Raw genomic sequence first — 21,194 nt, 5'->3', positions numbered from 1 at the left:
GCAGGTTCACCTGCACGGAAAATAATGTTGCTTTGAGGAAAATATCTACATGGGTACAAGGAATTCTGTATCAGGTTTGCTGTTTGCATGGCTGGCAACCTGTTCTTTCCCCGCACTACACGCCGCTGAAATCATTGCTGTTGAAGCGTCTGGTTCCCAGTCTGCTTCCGTATTGGGCAGTACTGTCGTTCCTTATAAAGAAGTTACCTTGTCTGCCCAGTTTCCAGGCGTCATCAAATACGTGGCAGGCCCGGTTGGAACCAACCTGCAACAGAATGCGGTCGTTTTCCAGGTGGATGACTCCGAGTTGATGGCCAAGCGCAATGCAGTGGTTGCCCAAATCACGATGGCTCAGGCAGGAATACAAAACGCACAAAGCCAGTACTACCGTGAGCTGACCTCCCCGCGCAGCAAGGATATTGGCGCAATGCCTGGTTTTGGTATGCCTGCCATGTTCGACAAGATGGCGGTACGCCCGTTTGCCGAGTCTTTCATGGGCAGTTATGACTCCGACACCATTCGTCAGGCTGATCTGAGCAATGCAATGGCTGGCTATACACAGGCTCAAGCCCAGTATCAGCAAGCCATGTCACAGTTGCAGGAAATCGACTCCTCGTTGCGTGATGCCAGTGCTTACGCACCGTTTGAAGGCATCATCATGGAAAAAATGGTAGAAGTCGGGGATACCGTGCAGCCGGGGCAGCCGCTAATCAAGTTTGGCTACGTCAAGTACAAGCGTTTGCAAGCCGATGTGCCGTCCGGTCTGGTGGGCAACCTGAGCAAAGACATGGTTGTGTCTGCCCGTATTGATGGCAGCATGAATACGTCCGTGCGTGTCGCGGAAATTTACCCGGTTGCTGATGCTAGCCGCCATACTGTAACGGTCAAGTTCGATGTGCCGATGGAAGTGGCTGCTGCGCCGGGCATGTATGCAGAAATCCATATCCCTGAAAAGAAACAGGGCGCTGCACAAGTCATTACCGTTCCTTCCACTGCTTTGTTGAAAGGCAGCAGTCTGCCGGGTGTGCTGGTGGTCAAGCCAGACAATACTTCCGAACTGCGGATGGTGCGTTTGGGTAGTGATCAGGGCAACGGCAAGGTGGAAGTGGTTTCTGGCCTGAATGCGGGTGATCGTGTTATCAACAATCCACCGGCAGGCGTGTCTTCCGGTTGGATGCCGGGTGCGGCGGAAGCACCTGTAACGCCAGCAACAACCGAACCAGTACCGCTGGCCAAATAGGTTGTCGGTGAACCGGTAGCAATAAAAAAGCCGCTGTAACAGCGGCTTTTTTATGAATTTGGTGCCGGGAGCGAGACTCGAACTCGCACAATGTCACCATCGGCGGATTTTGAATCCGCTGCGTCTACCGATTCCGCCATCCCGGCAAGGATGTGAAGGAGGCACATTCTACCTGATTTTTTGCATTTGTCGAAAGAAATTTTTCAAGCTGCTATCATCTGCGCCCATGATGCAACTGAGTGACTTCCATTACAACCTGCCTCCCGAACTGATTGCCGCTGAGCCTTTGCCGGAGCGCACCGCCAGCCGTTTGCTGGTACTGGATGGGGCAACAGGCAAATACCGTGACGGTCGGTTTACTGACATCCTGGAGCTTGTCCAACCGGATGATTTGTTGGTATTCAACAATACTAGGGTGATTCCTGCCCGTTTGCATGGTCAGAAAGCCAGTGGTGGCAAGGTAGAAGTTCTGGTAGAGCGGATTACTGGTACGCACAGCGTGCTTGCCCACATCCGTGCTAGCAAGGCTCCCAAAGCAGGTACGCGCTTGCGGCTGGAAAACTTGCTGGATGCGGAAGTGACCGGGAGGCAAGGCGACCTGTTCGTGGTTGAGTTCCTGCATGACGAGCCGGTCTTGTTGCTGCTAGAACAATACGGGCATATTCCGTTGCCACCTTATATTGAGCGTGAAGATACCAAAGCCGATCGGGAACGTTACCAGACCGTGTTTGCCCAGAATCCGGGTGCGGTTGCTGCGCCAACGGCGGGGCTGCATTTCGATAATATGTTGCTGGATGCCTTGCGCAACAAGGGTGTGCAAACGGCAGCAGTCACGTTGCATGTGGGGGCGGGTACTTTCCAGCCAGTACGGGTGCAGGATTTGTCACAGCATGTCATGCACGCAGAATATGCGGATGTTTCTGTGGCGGTTTGTGAAGCGGTGGCAGCTTGCCGCCAACGCGGTGGCAAGGTGGTGGCAGTCGGGACAACTTCGGTAAGAAGTCTGGAAAGTGCGGCGAAAAGTGGTGAATTGCAGCCATTTCAGGGGGATACACGCCTGTTTATTACACCCGGCTACCGTTTCCGGGTGGTGGATGCGCTGATTACTAATTTCCACCTGCCCGAATCCACCTTGCTCATGCTGGTGTCGGCTTTTGCTGGATATGAAAACATATTCAATGCATACCACCATGCCATAAAACACGGTTATCGCTTTTTTAGTTACGGTGATGCCATGTTTCTTGCGCCAAAACAGGATTCATAGATAATTTTAATCTATAACAAGAGAAAGCTGGTGGAGCTGGCTTTTGTCAAAATGAGACAATCAGTGCGTAAAAGACGCAGTGGATTGTGAAAGATGTCCAGTTTTTATCTACACTCTATAACGTATGTGCGTGACGGGAGACCCCACTCCTGAAGCGGCTTTTTAATTTAAGGTGACAGACTAACCCGGTAGTCAGACAGGGTTATGGTCGGAGGTTAATCATGAAGAAAGGAATGACAATAAAGCCAGCATTGGCTCTGGTGGCAGGTGTGTTGTTGTTTGCTGCACCCCTGATGTCGCAGGCAGCGCTTTCCATGCCAGCAGACAGTAAGCTCATTTATCGAGTTCAAGGTCTGAATGCAGGTAATGTGCTGAAAATGTACAAAGAACCCGGCAAGGACATTATCGTTAACATTCCCCACAATGCAACTTGGATCGTGCGCCGTAATGCCCAGCAAACGGTTGATAATGTGGTATGGGAAAAGATCAGTTGGGATGACCAGACCGGTTGGGTTCCATCAGATTCCCTCGTACATGATCCAGAGGCTACCGACGTGGTGAATGCCCGTCGTGCCTGCATGGCTGACCCTAAAGTGGTAGACAAGGAATGCTGTGGTTATCCTGAAGCCGCCAAGGGCGGTACATTCCGTTCTGTCCCGATTTATGGTGTACAGGAGCTGGTGGCTGGTGAGAGCTTGATGATGTACGTCGATAAAGGGACTGATGCCATTGCGGTGGAACTGCCGCACAATGCATCCTGGGTAGTACAGTTGGGGCAGCGTGCTGAGGCAGGCAAGTTTGCGATGGAGCGGGTGCGTTGGGCTGGGCAGAATGGCTGGGTAGACGCTGGTAAACTGAAATTTGATCCTGATGCTACCAAGGAAGGCGACCGTAAACGCCAGAAATGTGGCGGTATGGCGTCTGGTGAAGTGGATTTCCGCAAGTCTGATGTGGTTTGTTTGCCAGCTCCGGTTATTCGACGCTTGCAGGAATCTGGTGCACTGGATGCAGAGACCATCAATAAATTGATGGCGCAAGGGAATAAATAATACTGAATGGCAAAACGTGTTGCGGTGTACCAGACTCTATTAGCAAAATGAATAAAAAATAAGGGAGTACATCTGGCGAGGAAATCTACACAACACAACACGCCGTGATGATGTAAGTTAACTAATAAGAAGCTAAGGCATCCTGATGGATGCCTTTTATTTTTTAGAAAGAATGCTTCTCGCACGCTTCCAGCGTATTCTTCATCAGCATTGCGACCGTCATGGGGCCAACACCGCCCGGTACGGGCGTAATCCACGCCGCCCGTTCAGATGCTGAGGAAAAATCCACATCGCCGGTCAGTTTACCGTTTTCCAGCCGGTTGATGCCCACGTCGATCACGGTTGCACCCGGTTTGATCCAGTCGCCTTTCACCAAGCCCGGCTTGCCTGCGGCTGCCACCACGATGTCGGCCTGGCGAACCAGTTCGGGGGTCATGCTGCCACTGAAACGGTGGGTGACGCTGACGGTTGCACCCGCCAGCAATAGTTCCAGCGCCATCGGGCGACCAACGATGTTGGATGCGCCAACGATTACCGCATGGCGACCTTTGTAGACTTCGCCGATACTATCCAGCAGGCGCATCACGCCATACGGGGTGCAGGGGCGCAGGCCGGGAATGCGCAAGGCCAGTTTGCCGATATTGGCAGGGTGGAAGCCATCCACATCCTTGCGCGGGTCAATCTGTTCAATGATCAGGGAAGCATCAAAGTGTGGGGGCAGGGGTAGTTGCACCAGAATGCCGTCGATCAGTGGGTCACGGTTGAGTTCATCTACCAGTTGCACCAGTTCATGTTGGGTGGAATCGGCAGGTAGGTCGTAAGAGCGCGACATAATGCCTACTTCATCGCAGGCTTTGCGTTTGTGGCTGACATACACCTGTGAAGCAGGGTCGGAACCAATCAGGATAACGGCAAGGCCAGGGCGGCGTTTGCCACGTGCCAAGCGTTCTTCAACACGTTGTTTGACCTCGGCACGGACTTCGGCTGAGACTTTCTTTCCATCAATGATCTGGGCTGTCATGGGGATTCCTGCGGGGAAGGAAAAGCGCGTATTGTCGCAGCTTTCTCCTTCCCTGTCCTCACTCCCCGTACAACTGCCGTTTCAAACCGCTGCGGTTGAGGATGGTGGTGGCAATTTCCTCAATCGAAATGGCGGTCGTGTTGATGAAGGGAATATTTTCGCGCCGGTACAGATCCTGTTGCCACTCCAGCTCTTGCTGGCATTGTCTGAACGAGGCGTAACGGCTGTTAGGTTTACGCTCCTGACGGATGCGCTGCAATTGTTCGGCAGTAATGGTCAGGCCAAACAGCTTGGTGCGGAAGGGATGCAGGATTTTGGGCAGTTTGCTGTCATCCATATCCTCTTCGGTCAGCGGGTAGTTGGCGGCATAGATGCCGTACTGCATCGCCAGATACAGGCAGGTAGGCGTTTTGCCGGAACGTGACACACCCACCAGAATGATGTCGGCATCGGCAAAGCTTTTGGCGCTGATGCCATCGTCATTGGCCTGCGCAAAGTTGATGGCAGCAATGCGGCGGGTATAGGACGCATTGTCGTGCAAGCCATGCGAACGCCCAATGGCGTGGGACGATTGCTGACCCAGTTCCTTTTCCATCGAGTCGATGAAATTGTCGAAAAAGTCGTAAATGGCACAATCAGCACGCTGAATATGTTCACGGACTACCGGGTTGACCAGAGTGCTGAACACCAGCGGGCGGTAGCCGTCCAGTTGCGCCATCAGGTTGATTTGTTCGGCAGCTTCACGGGCTTTGTCTTCGGAATCCAGAAACGGGATGCTGACCTTGCGCCACTGGATGCCATCGAACTGGGTCAGCAAACTGTGACCCAGCGTTTCGACGGTGATGCCAGTGCGGTCAGATAAGTAAAAAACTGTCCGCCGATTAGCCATTATTTGCTGTCCAGACTTGCCAGATGCAGCCAGGTGTCAACCACGGTATCCGGGTTCAGCGACAGGCTGCTTATGCCCTGTTCGTGTAGCCACACGGCGAAGTCCGGGTAGTCGGAAGGCCCTTGCCCGCAGATACCCACGTATTTGCCGTGCTTGTGGCAGGCTTCAATCGCCATTTTCAACAGCTTTTTCACTGCCGGGTTGCGCTCGTCGAACAGGTGAGCAATCAGGCCGGAGTCGCGGTCAAGACCGAGTGACAACTGCGTCATGTCGTTGGAGCCGATGGAGAAACCGTCGAAGTATTCGAGGAATTCTTCCGCCAGCACCGCGTTGGACGGGATTTCGCACATCATGATCAGGCGCAAACCGTTTTCACCGCGCTGCAAACCTTGGGTTGCCAGCAGTTCGGTCACTTGCTGCGCTTCTTCCAGTGTGCGGCAGAACGGGATCATGACTTCAACATTGGTCAAGCCCATTTCATTGCGCACTTTGCGCAGTGCACGGCATTCCAGCTCAAAGCAGTCACGGAAGTTGGCGGACAGGTAGCGGGAAACGCCCCGGTAGCCGATCATCGGGTTTTCTTCGTGCGGTTCGTAACGGTCGCCTGCCATCAGGTTGGCGTATTCGTTCGACTTGAAGTCGGACATGCGCACAATGACTTTGTGGGGAGCGTAGGCGGCAGCGAGGGTGGCGATGCCTTCCACCAGCTTTTCCACGTAGAAATCGACCGGGCTGGCGTAACCGGCAATTTTCTTGCCAATTTTGGTCATCAACTCCACTGGCAGCTTGTCGTATTCCAGCAATGCTTTGGGGTGGATGCCGATGGTGTTATTGATGATGAATTCCAGTCGGGCCAGACCAATACCGGCATTGGGCAGGCGGGAGAAGGCAAACGCACGGGATGGGTTGCCCACGTTCATCATGATCTTGACGGAAAGGTCGGGCAGGTTGCCCGTGTCAGCGGTACGTATTTCAAACGGCAGGATACCGCTGTAAATGAAGCCGGTGTCGCCTTCCGCACAGGAAACGGTAACTTCTGCGCCGCTGTCGATGCGGTCGGTGGCATCGCCGCAGCCGACGACAGCGGGGATGCCCATTTCACGCGCAATGATGGCTGCGTGGCAGGTACGCCCGCCGCGATTGGTGACGATGGCGGAGGCGCGTTTCATGATCGGTTCCCAGTCAGGGTCGGTCATATCGGTGACGAGTACGTCGCCTTCCTTGACTTCGTGCATCTGTTTGATGCTGCTGATGATGCGGGCTGGGCCTTGGCCGATTTTCTGGCCGATGGCGCGACCTTCCGCAATCACAGTGCCTTTTTGCTGGAGCTGGTAACGCTCAATGATGGTGGCGGAAGCGCGGCTTTCGACAGTTTCCGGGCGGGCTTGCACGATGTAGAGCTTGCCGTCGCCGCCATCCAGTGCCCATTCGATGTCCATCGGACGCTGGTAGTGCTTTTCGATGATCAATGCTTGCCGTGCCAGGGATTCAACCTGCTCATCGTTGAGGCAGAAACGCATACTGCGTGCTGGTTCGACATCGCGGGTCAGGGTGGCTTTGTTGTGCGCGTCGCCAGCGGTGGCGGCGTAGACCATTTCAATCGCTTTCGCCCCCAAACGGCGGGACAGGATGGCAGGGCGACCGGCTTCAATGTTCGGTTTGTAAACGTAGAATTCGTCCGGGTTGACCGCACCTTGTACCACGGTTTCGCCTAGGCCATATGCGCCAGTGATGAATACAGCGTCACGGAAGCCGGATTCGGTGTCGAGGGTGAACATGACGCCACTTGCGCCGATGTCACTGCGCACCATTTTCTGGATACCGGCAGACAGGAACACTTTGTCGTGCTCGAAATTCTGGTGTACGCGGTAGGCGATGGCGCGGTCATTATACAGGGAGGCAAACACTTCCTTGATGGCGGCAATCACATTGTCGAGGCCGCGCACGTTGAGGAAGGTTTCCTGCTGACCGGCGAACGAGGCATCCGGCAAGTCTTCAGCCGTAGCGGAGGAGCGCACTGCAAAAGAAGCGGTGTCGCCAGAGCCTTGCGCTAGTGTGTCATAGGCATCGCGCACGGTTTCCAGCAGTTTTTCTGGCAGTGGTGCATCCATCACCCAGCCACGGATGGTTTTGCCCGCGTCGGTGAGGGCGTGGATGTCGTCTACGTTGAGTGAGTTCAGTAGCGCGTTGATGCGGTCAGCCAGACCGTCAGCGCGGATAAAATCTTGATAGGCGTGGGTAGTGGTGGCAAAGCCATTCGGTACACTGACACCGACGTTGGCGAGGTTGCTGATCATTTCTCCCAGGGATGCGTTTTTGCCGCCGACGATACCAACGTCGTGCATTCCCAACTGATCAAACCAAAGAATGTAATCCGCCATTTACTGGACTCCTTCAAACAAAGTTGCGGGTTGGTTGCTGGGCTCTACTTGTATTTTGTGTGCTTGGGTTTATTGTTTCATAGGGCGGGGGGAGAGGAAAAGAGCGGCGTCCATAAAGAGACGCCGCAAGCACCACAGTTAGCATGAGATAAACATTCGGTGTGAATGTTTAACTGGCGCGTAAGATACCCAAAAACCTTTATAGTAAAAAATCAATTGTTTCAATTATTACTATTGTATTGCACAATACTGAAATATTAATGGAGGAGTTGTTACATTGGCAATGCACTACTACAAGCAGACCCGCTACAAGCTGTTGCGTACCTTTTGCGTGGTTGCCCAAAAGGAAAATATTACGCACGCAGCCGAACAATTGCATATCAGTCAGCCGACGGTTTCTTTGCAAATCCAGGCGCTTGAGCGGGAAATGGGGGAAAAGCTGCTGGAACGGCGTGGGCCGAGTGTGCGTTTGACTCCCGAGGGCAAAATATTGTACCAACTGGTACAGCCCATTGCTGCCGGGATTGATGGCCTGAAGGAAACCTTCGCTGCCAGTTTGGGCAAGATGGAGCAGGGGGAACTCAATATCGCTGCTGGGCAATCAACGGCTTTGTATGTGTTGCCCAAGTACTTGAAGCTGTTTAATGAAACCTACCCCGGTATCCGTATCAATTTGCACAATGTGGAAGGGCAAAGCGGCATGAGAATGCTGCTGGAAGATCAGGTGGATCTGGCGGTAGGCCCGCTGTTGCAGATTCCTGAAAGCATCATTTACAAGCCGTTTGCGTCATTTGGTTCCATTCTGGTGACTGCTAAAGGTCATCCGCTGGCCGGTCTGGAGCGTGACATTACCCTAGAGGACATCAGTCCTTACGGCTTGATTTTACCACCCCGTAACATGAGTACCTGGCGGATGATCGACACGGTATTCCGCCAAAATGAAGTGCCCTATTCGGTGGCGATGGAGGCAGGCGGCTGGGAAGTCGTCAAGAAATATGTCGAGCATGGTCTGGGCATTTCCATCGTGACGGAGGTTTGTCTGACCGGTGACGAAAAAATTGATGCTATCCCATTGCGCCATTACTTCCCGCCGCGTAGCTATGGCCTGATCGTGCGAAGGGGCAAGTTCTTTACCCCGCAGGCCAAACGCTTCATCGAAATGTTTGACGAAACCTTCTTTGAGAATGAACAGGCCGGGTGACGAACTTTCAGGCTATTTGCAGTTGTGAAAAAAAGGAATGCGTTCCTGCTGCATGGGCGTGGTACAGGCTTTCGTAAATATCCTGATACTGTCGGGCAATATGCTGGATGCGGTAATGCCGTTGGATACGTTGTCGTGCCTGTTGCCCCTGTTCCTGTCGCCATATTTCACCCGCATTGATCCATTCCAGCCAAGCAAAAGCGAGGGAGGATGCTGTGGCATTTTTTATGGTCTCGCCGGTTTTGCCTACCAGCAGCGGCGTATCGCCTACATCGGTCACGATGCAGGGAACCCCGCAGGCCATGGCTTCTCCGACGACATTGGAAAAACCTTCCCCACTGGATGAGGTCAGGCTGAAAATGTCCATGCTGTTTAATAGAGCAGGGATGTCCTGGCGGTTGCCCAGCAGGTGCAGCCGCTCGTGCAGTTCAGGGAAACGTTGCAATAAGGTGGCAATGTCATGGTTATCTGCCGTTACCCTGTTTCCGGCAAGTATGAAATGGACATCAGGGTCGTGACGCGCCAGCAGATGCGCTGCCTCGATAAACAAGCGGTGATTTTTGGCAGGTTGGTGATGAGCAATCATGCCGATCACAGTGGCTTTTTCGGGAATTTCCAGTTGCTGACGGATAATCTCCCGGCTGTGGGCGTTAGGAGCAAACATCTGGAGGTCAAAACCGTTGGCAATGACCTGGCTTTTTTGCTCACTGTAACCGAGACGGGTGTGTTGCCCTTCACTGATCCATGAGTTGTAGATGATGCGGGCGGGTGTATTGGTCAGGCGTCGCAAAAAACCAATCGCCCAGTGATTGCTGTTTGATTCCTGTTCAATGTCATACACCGTCTGACGTACATTCCAAAGCAGTACCGGTGGTTTGGGAAGCAGTTTGCTGACTAAGGAAACCGCCAAATTGCCATGATATTGCCAGCCTTGCAGGATGTCTGGCGATAATTTGCGCAACATGTGTGCCAGTTTGACGACATGTGCGCCGAAGCTGAGACTGCTGCTCATGTTGAAAGTATGCACGGGAATGCCATGTGCGCTGATCTTTTCCTTGAAGTCATCCCCCCTGTCCAGCGATATGACAATCGGTTCAAACCGGCTGCGGTCGGTATGCGCCATCAAGCGGTACAGCATCATGCTGGAGCCATGATGTGACAGATTGGTAATGATGTGTACGACCCGGATTCGTTTGTATTGTTTGAACATGTTGTGCACCAGAAAACAGGCATTAACGGGTTATTGTGTAGGCTGGCGACCAGCATAGCAGCCGTGCTTTTGTGTAAAAGCCTCTCAATGTCAATCGGATAGATTGGTGCGATGATTGGCTCGCTGCTGAATTTTTATAATTAGCCATGATTGGTTTTCTTGATATATGTCATTAACTTGCAGTTTTAGGGTTTGTAGTCAATTTACAACAGCAGGATTTTGACTTTAGTCAAGCATGGGGTGGTCTCTCTGATAGATGCTTCGCAAATCGGGTGTGTGATTTCACACAGCATGGTGTGTGTAATGGCTTGGCCCGGTGTTGCCTTTAACTCTGTCGGAGGAATTTATGCAAAACCAGCAGACCTACAATTACAAGGTCGTGCGGCAGTTTGCCATTATGACGGTGATCTGGGGGATCGTCGGCATGTTGGTAGGCGTGCTTATTGCCGCGCAATTACGTTGGCCGGAACTCAACTTTGATATTCCGTGGCTCACGTACAGCCGTTTACGTCCGCTGCATACCAATGCAGTCATCTTTGCTTTCGGGGGTTCTGCCCTGTTTGCGACCTCGCTGTATGTGGTACAGCGTACTTGTCATACCCGGCTGCTGTCTGATGGCTTGGCATCCTTCGTGTTCTGGGGTTGGCAGTTGATCATCCTGCTGGCGGCGATTACTCTGCCCTTGGGCATCACGTCTTCCAAAGAATATGCGGAACTGGAATGGCCAATTGACTTGCTGATTACCGTAGTGTGGGTCGCTTATGCCATCCTGTTCTTCGGTACGATTATGAAGCGCAAAACGCCGCACATCTATGTGGCAAACTGGTTCTACGGCGCATTCATCCTGACCGTTGCCTTGCTGCATGTGGTGAATAGTGCTGCTCTGCCAACCGCATTGTTTGGCGCGGGTGACATGATGAAGTCTTACTCTGCTTATCCGGGTGCGATTGATGCAATGGTGCAGTGGTGGTACGGGCATAACGCGGTCGGTTTCTTCTTGACAGCAGGCTTCCTGGGGATGATGTATTACTTCGTTCCGAAACAGGCTAACCGCCCGGTTTACTCTTATCGTTTGTCAGTGGTGCATTTCTGGGCGTTGATTTCCACTTACATGTGGGCAGGCCCGCACCATCTGCATTACACCGCGCTGCCTGACTGGACTCAGTCTCTGGGTATGGTGTTCTCGCTGATCCTGCTGGCTCCAAGCTGGGGCGGTATGATCAACGGTATCATGACGCTTTCCGGTGCTTGGCATAAATTGCGTACTGATCCAATCTTGCGTTTTATGGTGGTTTCACTGTCATTCTACGGCATGTCAACTTTTGAAGGGCCGATGATGGCGATCAAAACCGTCAACGAACTTTCCCACTACACTGACTGGACGGTTGGTCACGTTCACTCCGGCGCACTGGGCTGGGTAGCAATGATTTCCATTGGTTCGATTTACGCTTTGGTTCCAAAGCTGTTCGGACGTGACGGTATGTATAGCACCAAGCTGATTGAAATCCATTTCTGGGTCATGACGGTTGGGGTGGTGTTGTATATCGCTTCCATGTGGATTTCCGGGGTGATGCAAGGCTTGATGTGGCGTGCAGTGAATGCTGACGGTACATTGACTTACAGCTTTGTACAGTCTGTTGAAGCCACTTACCCTTACTACACCGTGCGTTTGCTGGGTGGTCTGATGGTACTGACTGGCATGTTTATGATGGCATACAACGTGTGGAAAACCGTCGCTGGTAGCAACAAGGCTGCTGATGATGCCATTCCCGCCGCAGCACACTAAGGAGGTCAGCCATGAGTAGCAATACAGGCCATGCAGTCGTTGAGAAAAACGTCGGTTTAATGGCTATTTTGATTTTGATCGTGGTGAGCTTTGGGGGCTTGGCGCAGATTGTGCCTCTGTTCTTTGTCAAAGACACGACTGAAGCGGTGGCAGGATTGAAACCGTACAGCGCGTTACAGCTTGAAGGACGTGATGTGTATATCCGTGAAGGTTGTTACAACTGCCATTCACAGATGATCCGTCCATTCCGGGCTGAAACCGAGCGTTACGGGCATTACTCTGTCGCAGGCGAATTTGTCTACGACCATCCGTTCCAGTGGGGTTCCAAGCGTACTGGCCCTGATCTGGCACGTGTTGGCGGGCGTTACAGCAATGACTGGCATCGTGTTCACCTGACCAATCCACGTGACGTAGTGCCAGAGTCCAATATGCCGGGTTATCCATGGCTGGCTGCAAACGTGCTGGATGGCGCGGATACGGCTGCCAAGATGAAAACCATGCAGACGCTGGGTGTTCCTTATACCGATGAGGAAATCGCCAAGGGTGCGGACGAGGTGAAGGGCAAGACCGAAATGGAGGCGCTCATCGCTTACCTGCAAAACTTGGGTACGGCTCTCAAAACCCAACGGTGAGCAAGATGGACTACAGTGATTTCCGAGGTATTTCGACGTTACTGGTGATGATCGCTTTTTTTGCGGTCGTGTGGTGGGCTTACAGCAAGCGGCGTCAACAGCGTTTCGATAGTGCTGCAAGTTCCATCTTCGATGAGCAAGAGGAAAGTGTGCACAGTGCGTCAGTTAAGGAGGTAGACAAATGAGTGGTTTCTGGAGTGGTTGGATTATCCTGATCACATTGGGCAATATTTTTGCCTGTTACTGGCTGATTCGCTGGACAACGAAAACCCGTCCGGGTGAAGCAGCAGAGGGTGACGTGACAGGCCATCAATGGGATGGTCTGGAAGAGTACAATAACCCGATGCCGCGCTGGTGGTTGTGGTTGTTTTACATCACCATCATCTTCGGCTTGGCTTACATGGCGCTGTTCCCAGGTCTGGGTTCTTTCAAAGGCTTGTTGAACTGGTCGTCACAGGGCAGTCAATACGGGGCTGAGATGGAGCAAGCAGCGGCTACTTATGATCCGGTCTTCAAGAAATTCGCTGCCTTGCCAATTGACCAGGTTGCGAAAAACGAAGAAGCCCAGGGAATGGGGCGGCGCATGTTCCTGAGCTACTGCGCTCAATGCCACGGGTCGGATGCGGAAGGGGCCAAGGGTTTCCCTAACCTTGCGGATGCGGATTGGCTGTACGGTGGTGCACCGGAGCAAATCAAGCAATCCATCCTTGCCGGGCGTAATGGGGTGATGCCGCCGCACAAGGATCGGGTGGATGCAGCCGGTATTGATGCGTTAGCCAATTACGTCATGAGTCTGAGTGGTCGTGAAGCCGATGCTGCCAAAGTGGCGCAAGGTCAACAACTGTTCACCGCTAATGGCTGTCTGGCTTGCCACGGTGCGGATGGCAAAGGCAATCAGGCATTGGGTGGCCCGAACCTGACTGACAACACCTGGTTGTATGGCTCTTCGGTTGACACCATCAAGGAAACCATTGCCAACGGGCGTATGGGGCAGATGCCTGCGCACGCTGACTTCCTTGGGGAAGATAAGGTGCACTTGCTGGCAGCTTATGTGTATGGTTTGTCACAGAAGTAGGTGAGAACCCCTCACGCTACCCCCTCTCCCTCAATGGGAGGGGGGCAATCTTTGACAAATATCTGAAAAGTGGTTCGTAAAGCAACAAACTGTTTTCCAATCCGCTTTTTATCAAATAAATTCACCGTGTTGCGTGCTAGCTTACGGGTCTTGTGACTCATTCAGGTTGAAGGGTATTGGTATGTCCAGCAATAAGCAAAGTAGCGGGTTCTACAAAGAACATCAGAAAATCTACCCACGCCAAACCAAAGGTTTGTTTACGACCTTGCGCAAGATTTCGGTGTGGGGTTTGCTGGGGTTGTTTTATTTGTTGCCCTGGCTGAAATGGAACGACCAGCAACTGGTGTTGTTCGATTTGCCTGCCCGTAAATTCTATCTGTTTGGCATGACATTCTGGCCGCAGGACTTTTTCTATCTGGCGGTTATCCTAATTTTAGCGGCATTGTTGCTGTTCTTTGTCACCGCGCTGGCGGGGAGGGTTTGGTGCGGTTACGCCTGCCCGCAAACCGTGTGGAGTGAGGTATTTATCTGGATTGAGCAATGGGTGGAAGGTGATCGCCCGCAACAGATCAAACTCGACAATGCGCCGTGGGATCGGGTCAAAATCGGCAAGAAAGCGATTAAACACGCACTGTGGCTGTTTTTCTCACTGTGGACCGGTTTTACCTTTGTAGGCTTCTTTGTGCCAGTGGATGAACTGTGGTTTGAACTCAGTAGTGGCATTATTGGCGGCTGGGCATTGTTCTGGATTCTGTTTTATGGGCTGGCGACTTATGGCAACGCTGGTTTCCTGCGTGAACAAATTTGCCTGTATATGTGCCCGTATGCACGTTTTCAAAGTGCCATGTTCGATAAAGATACCCTGATCGTGTCGTATGACGAGGCACGTGGTGAGCCACGCGGTTCGCGCAAACGTGGTGCAGACAAGCCCAGCGATAAAGGTGATTGCGTGGATTGCACCTTGTGTGTGCAGGTTTGCCCAACCGGGATCGACATCCGCAAGGGTTTGCAATACGAGTGTATCGGTTGCGCGGCATGTATTGATGCTTGCGACAGCATCATGGACAAAATGGGCTATTCGCGTGGGTTGGTACGTTACACCACCGAACATGCCCTGCAAGGCGGCAAAACCCATATCCTGCGTGGGCGGACTTACATTTATGCCGGTTTACTGCTGGCGATTACGGCGGCGCTGATGTATTCCGTGATGCAACGTGTGCCGCTGGAAATGGACATTATCCGAGATCGCAACGCGCTGTTCCGTGATACCGGTGATGGCAATGTCGAAAATATTTATACCTTGAAAATCATGAATATGGACGAGCGGGAACACCACTATAACATTACCATTGCCGGTATTGACGGTATCAAGCTGCAAGGGGCTGAGAATGTGCATCTTGGCTCTGGCAAAGTGGCGGAAGTGCCGGTCAAGGTTATTGTCAACCCTGACAAAATGAGCAGCCGCAGTCAGGAAGTGATGTTCCATATTGAAGCACAAGATGACCCAACCGTAGCACAAACCCAGAAAGCCCGTTTCCTGGGGCCAAACTAGTCAGAGGTAGAGCATATGTACGTTGATGTAAAAGACAATACCCCGTGGTACAAGCAGCCGTGGCCGTGGCTGTTGATGGTCATGCCTGCGACGGCGGTGGTGGCGGGGCTGTACACTTACTCACTGGCGGCTTCCGGCAGCAGTGGCTTGGTGGTGGATGACTACTATAAAGTGGGCAAAGCCATTAATCATTCGTTGGCAAAGGGGCAAAAAGCGACTGAACTGGGTTTGCAAGGCAATCTGGCATTTAACGGGCAAACGGTCACTCTGACCTTGGATAATGCGGTGGTACAAGATCAGCAGCAATTGGTATTGAAAGTGTTCCACGCCACGTTTCCTGACCGTGATCAGGAGGTGTTGTTGAGCAAGCACGCTGCCGGGCAGTGGACGGGGCGTATCCATGCCCTATCTGCCGGGAAGTGGTATGCGCAATTGCTGCCGCTGGACGCAAGCTGGCGTTTGGATGGCACATTGCCGAGGGCAGACAGTACGGCTGTGAGCCTTCAACCAGCACAATAAACGGATCACAAAAAGAAGGCCCTCTTGCGAGGGCCCAAGTGCTTTAGGGTATGTAGAGCGTTGAAGATTGCTGATTTAGAGGAGGTAACGAACATCGACTTCAACAACCTTCGGGAGCTATTACACTCTTTTTTTATGTGGTTTACAATCTGTCGAATTTCGGTTTCTTGATACAAGTCAACTAAGATTGATGTTTTATTTCAATCCCTTGTAATTGTTGATCAGATACTGCATTTATGTAGCCTGCCGGGGGTTCGCGGCAGTAAAAGAGGTTGGTATGAGTACAGTCCAGTTCGATGCAGACTTGATCCGCCGGTATGATACGGCAGGGCCGCGTTATACGTCTTACCCTACAGCAGTCGCTTTTGGGGCATTTACGGAAGATGAGTACAAGGCTCATGTCTACATGAGCAACGAAGATCCGATCCCGTTGCCACTATCACTGTATTTCCACATTCCGTTTTGCGATACGGTCTGTTTCTATTGTGCTTGTAACAAGATTGCGACCAAGGATCGTTCCCTGTCAGAAAAATACCTGGCGTACCTGTTCCGCGAAATCGAAATGCAGGCAAAGTTGTACGACAGTGACCGCATGGTGGAGCAGTTGCACTGGGGTGGGGGTACGCCAACCTTCCTCAATCACGATGAAATGCGTGCATTGATGGAAAAGACCCGCCAGCATTTTTCCCTGTATACGGGCGACGATTGCGACTATTCCATCGAGATCGACCCGCGTTCGGTAACGCCAGAAACCATTGGGGTGTTGCGTGAAATCGGTTTCAACCGCTTCAGCCTCGGCGTGCAGGATGTGGATGAAAGAGTACAGGTTGCTGTCAATCGCATTCAACCGATTGAACAGACCCGTGCGGTGATTGATGCCTGCCGTGCTTATGGGGCGAAATCCATCAGTGTGGACTTGATCTACGGTTTGCCATTTCAGACAGTTGACAGTTTTCGCCAGACGCTGGATACGATCATTGCACTCTCGCCTGACCGGATTTCAGTGTTCAACTATGCGCACATGCCCAATCTGTTCAAGCCGCAGCGCCGCATCAATGAGGCCGATTTGCCATCTGCTGAAACCAAGTTGCAAATCATGCAACTGGCGGTAGAGCATTTGACTGGGGCTGGTTACGAATACATCGGCATGGATCATTTCGCCAAGCCGGATGATGAATTGGCGATTGCCCAGCGTAACGGTACGTTGCACCGCAATTTCCAGGGGTATACTACCCATGCAGACTGTGATCTGGTGGGGATGGGGGTCAGTTCCATCAGCAGTGTGGCGGAATGCTATAGCCAGAATGCCAAAACACTGGATGAGTATTATGCGGCTCTTGATTCAGGTCATTTTCCGGTCATTAAGGGGCTGACGCTGGATGAGGATGATGTGCTGCGCCGCTATATCATTCAGCAACTGGCTTGTCATTTTGAACTGGATTTCACCCAGGTGGAACGCTTGTTCAAGCTGGAGTTTGCCGATTATTTTGCCCGTGAACTGGAAATGCTCCAGCCGATGGCAGAGGATGCATTGCTGCAATTCACGACAACAGGTTTGGCAGTAACACCGCGTGGGCGTTTCTTGATCCGCAATATTTGCATGGTGTTTGATGTCAGTTTACGCAAGCAAACGGTGCAGCAGCGGTTCTCTCGGGTTATCTGATGCGCTTATAGCGCATCGCTAGCAGGGCGGCAGGTGTGATGCGCGAGTTGTTTCAGGCGGTTTGGATCTTCGATTTTGACCAAACGGTGCTGTACCGCAATGATTTTTTCTTCCTGCAAGCGAGAAAACATGCGGCTCAGAGTTTCGACCGCCATGCCCAAATAGTTGGCGAGATCGTGGCGTGCCATCGGTAAGTTGAATTCGGTGCTGGAGAAACCACGTTCCTTGTTACGTTCTGCCAGACTCGAGAGGAAAGTTGCTAGGCGTTCTTCGGTGCGCATTTGTCCCAATGTCAGTAACAGCATTTGTTCCCGCTCAATTTCTGCCCCAATCTGCCGCATCATTTGCCCGCGCATGACGGGCAACATGCCGCACAGTTCCTGAAAGTTGTCCATGCTTAATTCGCAGACCAATGTGTCATCCAGTGCCTGGGCGTCGCAGGTGTGGCGGTCGCGGGAAAATGCATCGAAGCCGAGCAAGTCACCGGGCAGATAGAAGCCGAGGATTTGTTCTTCACCGTCAGGGGTCGATAGCGAGGTTTTGATGGCTCCGGCCTTGACGGCAAAGATGGCGTGCTGTTTGTCATCGCGGTGGAACAGGTAGTCTTTTTTCTTGATCTTGACGGTTTTGTTGATGGAGTTTTCCAGTAATTCCAGCTCTTCACTGTTGAGGCCACGCGGCAGACACAGCTCGCTCAGGCTGCAATTGTTGCAGGCAACGGCTGGCTTTTTGGCATTGTGCAAAGGGACTGTCTTCATGCGTCATTCCAAACTGTGATAATTGTCAATAGCACGCCGATTTTCCCTCGGACGGCTCTCCCATGCCCTTCAAAGCTGATGGTTTCTTGATGTAAATCAAAACGCTGTAAGTCTATTCGCCTAAACTGTGCATTGTACACGTTTATTATCGGTAGTATAGGAGCATAGGCTATCATGGCGGAACTAATGTTTGGAAGCTGGACAGGCATTTTGAGCTTGTTGGTTATCGTGGTGACAATAGTGATTGTTTCGTACTTTGGCTGGTTGTTCGTCAAAAAGTCAGGCGAGAAGTAACAGTCAGCCGCGAAAATACATTTCACTTTGCTCAGATTGCTGGCTAATATGCTGATACCTCAGTAACCGGGAAATGTTCTAAAGTGGAAGATAATCAAGCAGAATTAAAAACTCCTCCGCGCAAGGGGATTTACCTTTTACCCAATTTGTTGACGACAGGAGCCATGTTTGCTGGCTTCTACGCCGTCGTTGCTGCCATGCAGGGGAAGTTTGAGGCAGCCGCTGTGGCCGTGTTTGTCGCCATGATTCTGGATGGGCTGGATGGGCGGGTTGCCCGCATGACCAATACCCAATCGGAATTTGGGGCGCAATACGACAGTATGGCGGATCTGATTTCCTTTGGTGTTGCACCAGGGCTGGTGATGTATCAGTGGGCGCTGGTGCATTTACAGTCTTCCGGCGCGGCATGGGGCAAGGCAGGCTGGTTGGCGGCGTTTGTCTATGTGGCGTGTGCTGCGTTGCGGCTGGCGCGTTTCAATGTGCAAATTGGCAAGGTGGACAAGCGTTTCTTCGTTGGTTTGCCAAGTCCTGCGTCAGCAGCCCTGATGGTGGGTATGGTGTGGGTTTTTCACGATCTGGATGTAACTGGACGCAATGTACAGATTCCAGCTCTGTTCCTGACTTTGGCGGCGGGGTTGCTGATGGTCAGTAATGTCAGCTTCTACAGTTTCAAGGATTTTGACCTGCGTAATCGCGTGCCGTTTGTGGCGGTACTGGTGGTGTTGCTGGTGTTTGCCTTGACGACAATTGACCCACCCAAAGTCTTGTTTGGGGTTTTCCTGTTGTATGCCTTGTCAGGCCCGGTATTGTGGGCATGGCGACGCTGGCGGCGTTTTCAGCGGCGTAAAAAAGATATGGATGCTTGAAGTTCTACCCGCTTTGTTGTAGCGTTTGTGACATGAAAGCCAATCGCTACATTCTATTCTTTCCCTTCCTGCGACTGCCCGGCTGGGCGGCATAAATTCTTACGCCCGGCGGGGCCATACGCGCTATCATTACCCCCACTTTCAGATTGATACCCCGGTTGCAAATCAAGCAGTGCAGCCGTGATTTGGAGCATAACTCATGTCAAAAGAGCGTTTGATTATTTTTGATACCACTTTGCGCGATGGGGAGCAAAGCCCTGGCGCATCCATGACGCAGGAAGAGAAAATCCGCATTGCCCTGATGCTGGAAAAAATGCGGGTGGATGTTATCGAAGCTGGTTTCCCGATTGCCAGCTCCGGTGACTTTGAGTCGGTCAAAGCCATTGCCAGCCTCGTGAAGGACAGCACAGTCTGCGGGCTTGCCCGCGCACTGGACAAGGATATTGACCGTGCTGCCGAAGCCATCAAACCTGCCAATTCCGGGCGTATCCATACGTTTATTGCCACATCTCCCATCCACATGCAGAACAAGTTGCGCATGACACCGGATCAGGTGGTGGAACAGGCGGTGTATGCAGTGAAACGTGCGCGTAACTACACCGATGATGTCGAGTTTTCCTGTGAAGATGCCGGGCGTTCCGAATTTGATTTCCTGTGCCGGGTCATCGAAGCTGCCATTGCTGCCGGGGCACGTACCATCAACATCCCGGACACCGTTGGTTATCAGATTCCCTCCGTATTTGGTGATATTGTAGGCCGTTTGATCAAAACCATTCCGAATGCGGACAAGGCGATTTTCTCGGTACATTGCCACAATGACTTGGGTTTGGCTGTTGGCAACTCCTTGTCAGCCGTCCTGAATGGTGCGCGACAGGTAGAGTGTACGATCAATGGTCTGGGGGAACGTGCCGGTAATGCTTCTCTGGAAGAAGTGGTCATGGCAGTGCGTACCCGTGCCGATGTATTCCCGGTCGAAACCCGTATCGACACCACTCACATTGTGCCAACCTCACGCCTGGTTTCCAGTGTCACCGGTTTTCCCGTGCAGCCGAACAAGGCCATTGTTGGTGCGAATGCGTTTGCGCATGAATCCGGCATCCATCAGGACGGCGTGCTCAAGCATCGTGAAACCTATGAAATCATGCGGGCGCAAGATGTTGGTTGGACAGACAACAAGATTGTCCTTGGCAAGCATTCCGGGCGTAACGCCCTCAAGACCCGCTTGCAGGAGCTAGGCATTGAGCTGAAATCGGAAGAAGAATTGAATACCGCGTTCTCGCGCTTCAAGGATTTGGCAGATCGTAAGCACGACATCTTCGACGAAGACCTGATGGTGCTGATGATGGATGCGCGTTCCGCACAGGAACAGGTCGCGTATGAACTGGTGTCTTCCCACGTCTGTTCCTCAACGGGTGAAGCGCCGCAAGCCAGTGTGACCCTGAAAACACAAGGCAAGGAACAAACTGCTACGGCGGTGGGCGGTGGCCCGGTTGATGCGGTCTACAAGGCGATTGAAAGTATTGTTGGTGAAACCGCCACGCTGGCGCTGTATTCCGTCAGCAACATTACCAGCGGTACGGATGCACAGGGTGAGGTAACGGTACGTCTGGAAAAGGCAGGGCGCATCATCCACGGGCATGGCGCGGATACCGACATCGTGATTGCCTCTGCCAAGGCCTATGTGGATGCGTGGAACAAGCTCGCCAGTCAGGATCAGCGGGCGCATCCGCACCAGCACGACGGGGTGTAAGCGTCGGTGGATGCGCAACTGCGGGACAGGTACATGCAGGCGAT

General features: G+C 52.4%; 19 protein-coding genes and 1 tRNA gene. 14 read left to right on the top strand and 6 right to left on the bottom strand.

Going from position 1 to position 21,194, the window contains the following annotated elements:
- Positions 1–49: 49 nt before the first annotated feature.
- Complete coding sequence (locus B2U47_RS06775; RefSeq protein ID WP_296675318.1) at positions 50–1,240, top strand: efflux RND transporter periplasmic adaptor subunit; 1,191 nt, start codon at positions 50–52, stop codon at positions 1,238–1,240.
- Between the two features lie 59 nt (positions 1,241–1,299).
- Here the strand turns inward: B2U47_RS06775 and B2U47_RS06770 are convergent.
- A tRNA-Leu gene (locus B2U47_RS06770) sits at positions 1,300–1,386 on the bottom strand.
- 83 nt (positions 1,387–1,469) lie between these two features.
- Here B2U47_RS06770 and queA point away from each other — a divergent pair.
- The gene (gene queA / locus B2U47_RS06765) at positions 1,470–2,504 is read left to right on the top strand and encodes a tRNA preQ1(34) S-adenosylmethionine ribosyltransferase-isomerase QueA (RefSeq protein WP_296675416.1); all 1,035 of its coding nucleotides are present in this window, start codon (positions 1,470–1,472) and stop codon (positions 2,502–2,504) included.
- Between the two features lie 221 nt (positions 2,505–2,725).
- A complete protein-coding gene (locus B2U47_RS06760) occupies positions 2,726–3,553 on the top strand; it encodes a hypothetical protein (RefSeq protein ID WP_296675320.1) in 828 nt (275 codons plus the stop codon).
- A gap of 163 nt (positions 3,554–3,716) precedes the next feature.
- Here B2U47_RS06760 and folD read toward each other — a convergent pair whose 3' ends face one another.
- From folD to ppsA, 3 genes are read right to left on the bottom strand one after another with little or no spacing between them, the layout of a single operon-like run.
- Positions 3,717–4,574, bottom strand: coding sequence for a bifunctional methylenetetrahydrofolate dehydrogenase/methenyltetrahydrofolate cyclohydrolase FolD (gene folD / locus B2U47_RS06755; protein WP_296675322.1), 858 nt, complete (start codon positions 4,572–4,574; stop codon positions 3,717–3,719).
- 58 nt (positions 4,575–4,632) lie between these two features.
- The gene (gene ppsR, locus B2U47_RS06750; protein ID WP_296675327.1) at positions 4,633–5,463 is read right to left on the bottom strand and encodes a posphoenolpyruvate synthetase regulatory kinase/phosphorylase PpsR; all 831 of its coding nucleotides are present in this window, start codon (positions 5,461–5,463) and stop codon (positions 4,633–4,635) included.
- Entirely contained in the window at positions 5,463–7,844 is a 2,382-nt protein-coding gene (gene ppsA, locus B2U47_RS06745; RefSeq protein ID WP_296675328.1) for a phosphoenolpyruvate synthase, read from the bottom strand. The genes ppsR and ppsA overlap by 1 nt, the downstream gene beginning before the upstream one ends.
- Positions 7,845–8,127: 283 nt before the next feature.
- Between ppsA and B2U47_RS06740 the strand changes: the two genes are divergently transcribed.
- Positions 8,128–9,045 carry a LysR family transcriptional regulator gene (locus tag B2U47_RS06740; protein ID WP_296675331.1) on the top strand — a complete coding sequence of 306 codons (918 nt, stop codon included), beginning with the start codon at positions 8,128–8,130 and terminating at the stop codon, positions 9,043–9,045.
- 7 nt (positions 9,046–9,052) lie between these two features.
- Here the strand turns inward: B2U47_RS06740 and B2U47_RS06735 are convergent, their stop codons facing one another.
- On the bottom strand, positions 9,053–10,255 hold the full coding sequence (locus B2U47_RS06735; protein WP_296675332.1) for a glycosyltransferase: 1,203 nt from the start codon (positions 10,253–10,255) through the stop codon (positions 9,053–9,055).
- Between the two features lie 346 nt (positions 10,256–10,601).
- Here B2U47_RS06735 and ccoN point away from each other — a divergent pair, with 346 nt between their 5' ends.
- The 7 genes from ccoN to hemN all read left to right on the top strand — a co-directional run bounded on the left by ccoN (position 10,602) and on the right by hemN (position 17,482).
- Positions 10,602–12,041 (top strand): cytochrome-c oxidase, cbb3-type subunit I, encoded by a 1,440-nt coding sequence (gene ccoN / locus B2U47_RS06730; protein WP_296675336.1) that lies wholly within the window; start codon positions 10,602–10,604, stop codon positions 12,039–12,041.
- An 11-nt stretch (positions 12,042–12,052) separates the two neighbouring features.
- Positions 12,053–12,673 carry a cytochrome-c oxidase, cbb3-type subunit II gene (gene ccoO / locus B2U47_RS06725; RefSeq protein WP_296675340.1) on the top strand — a complete coding sequence of 207 codons (621 nt, stop codon included), beginning with the start codon at positions 12,053–12,055 and terminating at the stop codon, positions 12,671–12,673.
- A 5-nt stretch (positions 12,674–12,678) separates the two neighbouring features.
- Positions 12,679–12,858 (top strand): cbb3-type cytochrome oxidase subunit 3, encoded by a 180-nt coding sequence (locus B2U47_RS06720; RefSeq protein WP_296675343.1) that lies wholly within the window; start codon positions 12,679–12,681, stop codon positions 12,856–12,858.
- Positions 12,855–13,748 carry a cytochrome-c oxidase, cbb3-type subunit III gene (ccoP, locus tag B2U47_RS06715; protein WP_296675347.1) on the top strand — a complete coding sequence of 298 codons (894 nt, stop codon included), beginning with the start codon at positions 12,855–12,857 and terminating at the stop codon, positions 13,746–13,748. The genes B2U47_RS06720 and ccoP overlap by 4 nt, the downstream gene beginning before the upstream one ends.
- A gap of 181 nt (positions 13,749–13,929) precedes the next feature.
- Positions 13,930–15,300 carry a cytochrome c oxidase accessory protein CcoG gene (gene ccoG / locus B2U47_RS06710; RefSeq protein ID WP_296675349.1) on the top strand — a complete coding sequence of 457 codons (1,371 nt, stop codon included), beginning with the start codon at positions 13,930–13,932 and terminating at the stop codon, positions 15,298–15,300.
- Positions 15,301–15,315: 15 nt separating this feature from the next.
- Positions 15,316–15,819, top strand: coding sequence for a FixH family protein (locus tag B2U47_RS06705; protein ID WP_296675351.1), 504 nt, complete (start codon positions 15,316–15,318; stop codon positions 15,817–15,819).
- 277 nt (positions 15,820–16,096) lie between these two features.
- Positions 16,097–17,482 carry an oxygen-independent coproporphyrinogen III oxidase gene (gene hemN, locus B2U47_RS06700; RefSeq protein ID WP_296675354.1) on the top strand — a complete coding sequence of 462 codons (1,386 nt, stop codon included), beginning with the start codon at positions 16,097–16,099 and terminating at the stop codon, positions 17,480–17,482.
- Between the two features lie 5 nt (positions 17,483–17,487).
- On the opposite strand, the gene fnr is transcribed toward hemN, so the two are convergent.
- Positions 17,488–18,240: a fumarate/nitrate reduction transcriptional regulator Fnr gene (gene fnr, locus B2U47_RS06695; protein WP_296675357.1), complete on the bottom strand. Its 753-nt coding sequence runs from the start codon at positions 18,238–18,240 to the stop codon at positions 17,488–17,490.
- A 174-nt stretch (positions 18,241–18,414) separates the two neighbouring features.
- Between fnr and B2U47_RS06690 the strand changes: the two genes are divergently transcribed.
- The 3 genes from B2U47_RS06690 to B2U47_RS06680 all read left to right on the top strand — a co-directional run bounded on the left by B2U47_RS06690 (position 18,415) and on the right by B2U47_RS06680 (position 21,150).
- The gene (locus B2U47_RS06690) at positions 18,415–18,534 is read left to right on the top strand and encodes a DUF3149 domain-containing protein (RefSeq protein ID WP_296675359.1); all 120 of its coding nucleotides are present in this window, start codon (positions 18,415–18,417) and stop codon (positions 18,532–18,534) included.
- 83 nt (positions 18,535–18,617) lie between these two features.
- Positions 18,618–19,400, top strand: a complete 783-nt coding sequence (gene pssA / locus B2U47_RS06685) for a CDP-diacylglycerol--serine O-phosphatidyltransferase (RefSeq protein ID WP_296675362.1) — start codon at positions 18,618–18,620, stop codon at positions 19,398–19,400.
- 199 nt (positions 19,401–19,599) lie between these two features.
- Entirely contained in the window at positions 19,600–21,150 is a 1,551-nt protein-coding gene (locus B2U47_RS06680; RefSeq protein ID WP_296675364.1) for a 2-isopropylmalate synthase, read from the top strand.
- Positions 21,151–21,194 lie beyond the last annotated feature (44 nt).

It is taken from the genome of Thiothrix sp. UBA5583 (assembly GCA_002425225.1).
Taxonomy (GTDB): domain Bacteria; phylum Pseudomonadota; class Gammaproteobacteria; order Thiotrichales; family Thiotrichaceae; genus Thiothrix; species Thiothrix moscowensis.
Note: the sequence above shows the minus strand (reverse complement) of the source record. Positions and strands in the feature narration are given on the sequence as shown.

What these genes read in the sequence shown, in the direction of transcription:
- B2U47_RS06775 (WP_296675318.1), top strand. Translation starts at nt 50, where the DNA reads ATGGGTACAAGGAATTCTGTATCAGGTTTGCTGTTTGCATGGCTGGCA.
- queA (WP_296675416.1), top strand. Translation starts at nt 1,470, where the DNA reads ATGCAACTGAGTGACTTCCATTACAACCTGCCTCCCGAACTGATTGCC.
- B2U47_RS06760 (WP_296675320.1), top strand. Translation starts at nt 2,726, where the DNA reads ATGAAGAAAGGAATGACAATAAAGCCAGCATTGGCTCTGGTGGCAGGT.
- folD (WP_296675322.1), bottom strand. Translation starts at nt 4,574, where the DNA reads ATGACAGCCCAGATCATTGATGGAAAGAAAGTCTCAGCCGAAGTCCGT.
- ppsR (WP_296675327.1), bottom strand. Translation starts at nt 5,463, where the DNA reads ATGGCTAATCGGCGGACAGTTTTTTACTTATCTGACCGCACTGGCATC.
- ppsA (WP_296675328.1), bottom strand. Translation starts at nt 7,844, where the DNA reads ATGGCGGATTACATTCTTTGGTTTGATCAGTTGGGAATGCACGACGTT.
- B2U47_RS06740 (WP_296675331.1), top strand. Translation starts at nt 8,128, where the DNA reads ATGCACTACTACAAGCAGACCCGCTACAAGCTGTTGCGTACCTTTTGC.
- B2U47_RS06735 (WP_296675332.1), bottom strand. Translation starts at nt 10,255, where the DNA reads ATGTTCAAACAATACAAACGAATCCGGGTCGTACACATCATTACCAAT.
- ccoN (WP_296675336.1), top strand. Translation starts at nt 10,602, where the DNA reads ATGCAAAACCAGCAGACCTACAATTACAAGGTCGTGCGGCAGTTTGCC.
- ccoO (WP_296675340.1), top strand. Translation starts at nt 12,053, where the DNA reads ATGAGTAGCAATACAGGCCATGCAGTCGTTGAGAAAAACGTCGGTTTA.
- B2U47_RS06720 (WP_296675343.1), top strand. Translation starts at nt 12,679, where the DNA reads ATGGACTACAGTGATTTCCGAGGTATTTCGACGTTACTGGTGATGATC.
- ccoP (WP_296675347.1), top strand. Translation starts at nt 12,855, where the DNA reads ATGAGTGGTTTCTGGAGTGGTTGGATTATCCTGATCACATTGGGCAAT.
- ccoG (WP_296675349.1), top strand. Translation starts at nt 13,930, where the DNA reads ATGTCCAGCAATAAGCAAAGTAGCGGGTTCTACAAAGAACATCAGAAA.
- B2U47_RS06705 (WP_296675351.1), top strand. Translation starts at nt 15,316, where the DNA reads ATGTACGTTGATGTAAAAGACAATACCCCGTGGTACAAGCAGCCGTGG.
- hemN (WP_296675354.1), top strand. Translation starts at nt 16,097, where the DNA reads ATGAGTACAGTCCAGTTCGATGCAGACTTGATCCGCCGGTATGATACG.
- fnr (WP_296675357.1), bottom strand. Translation starts at nt 18,240, where the DNA reads ATGAAGACAGTCCCTTTGCACAATGCCAAAAAGCCAGCCGTTGCCTGC.
- B2U47_RS06690 (WP_296675359.1), top strand. Translation starts at nt 18,415, where the DNA reads ATGGCGGAACTAATGTTTGGAAGCTGGACAGGCATTTTGAGCTTGTTG.
- B2U47_RS06680 (WP_296675364.1), top strand. Translation starts at nt 19,600, where the DNA reads ATGTCAAAAGAGCGTTTGATTATTTTTGATACCACTTTGCGCGATGGG.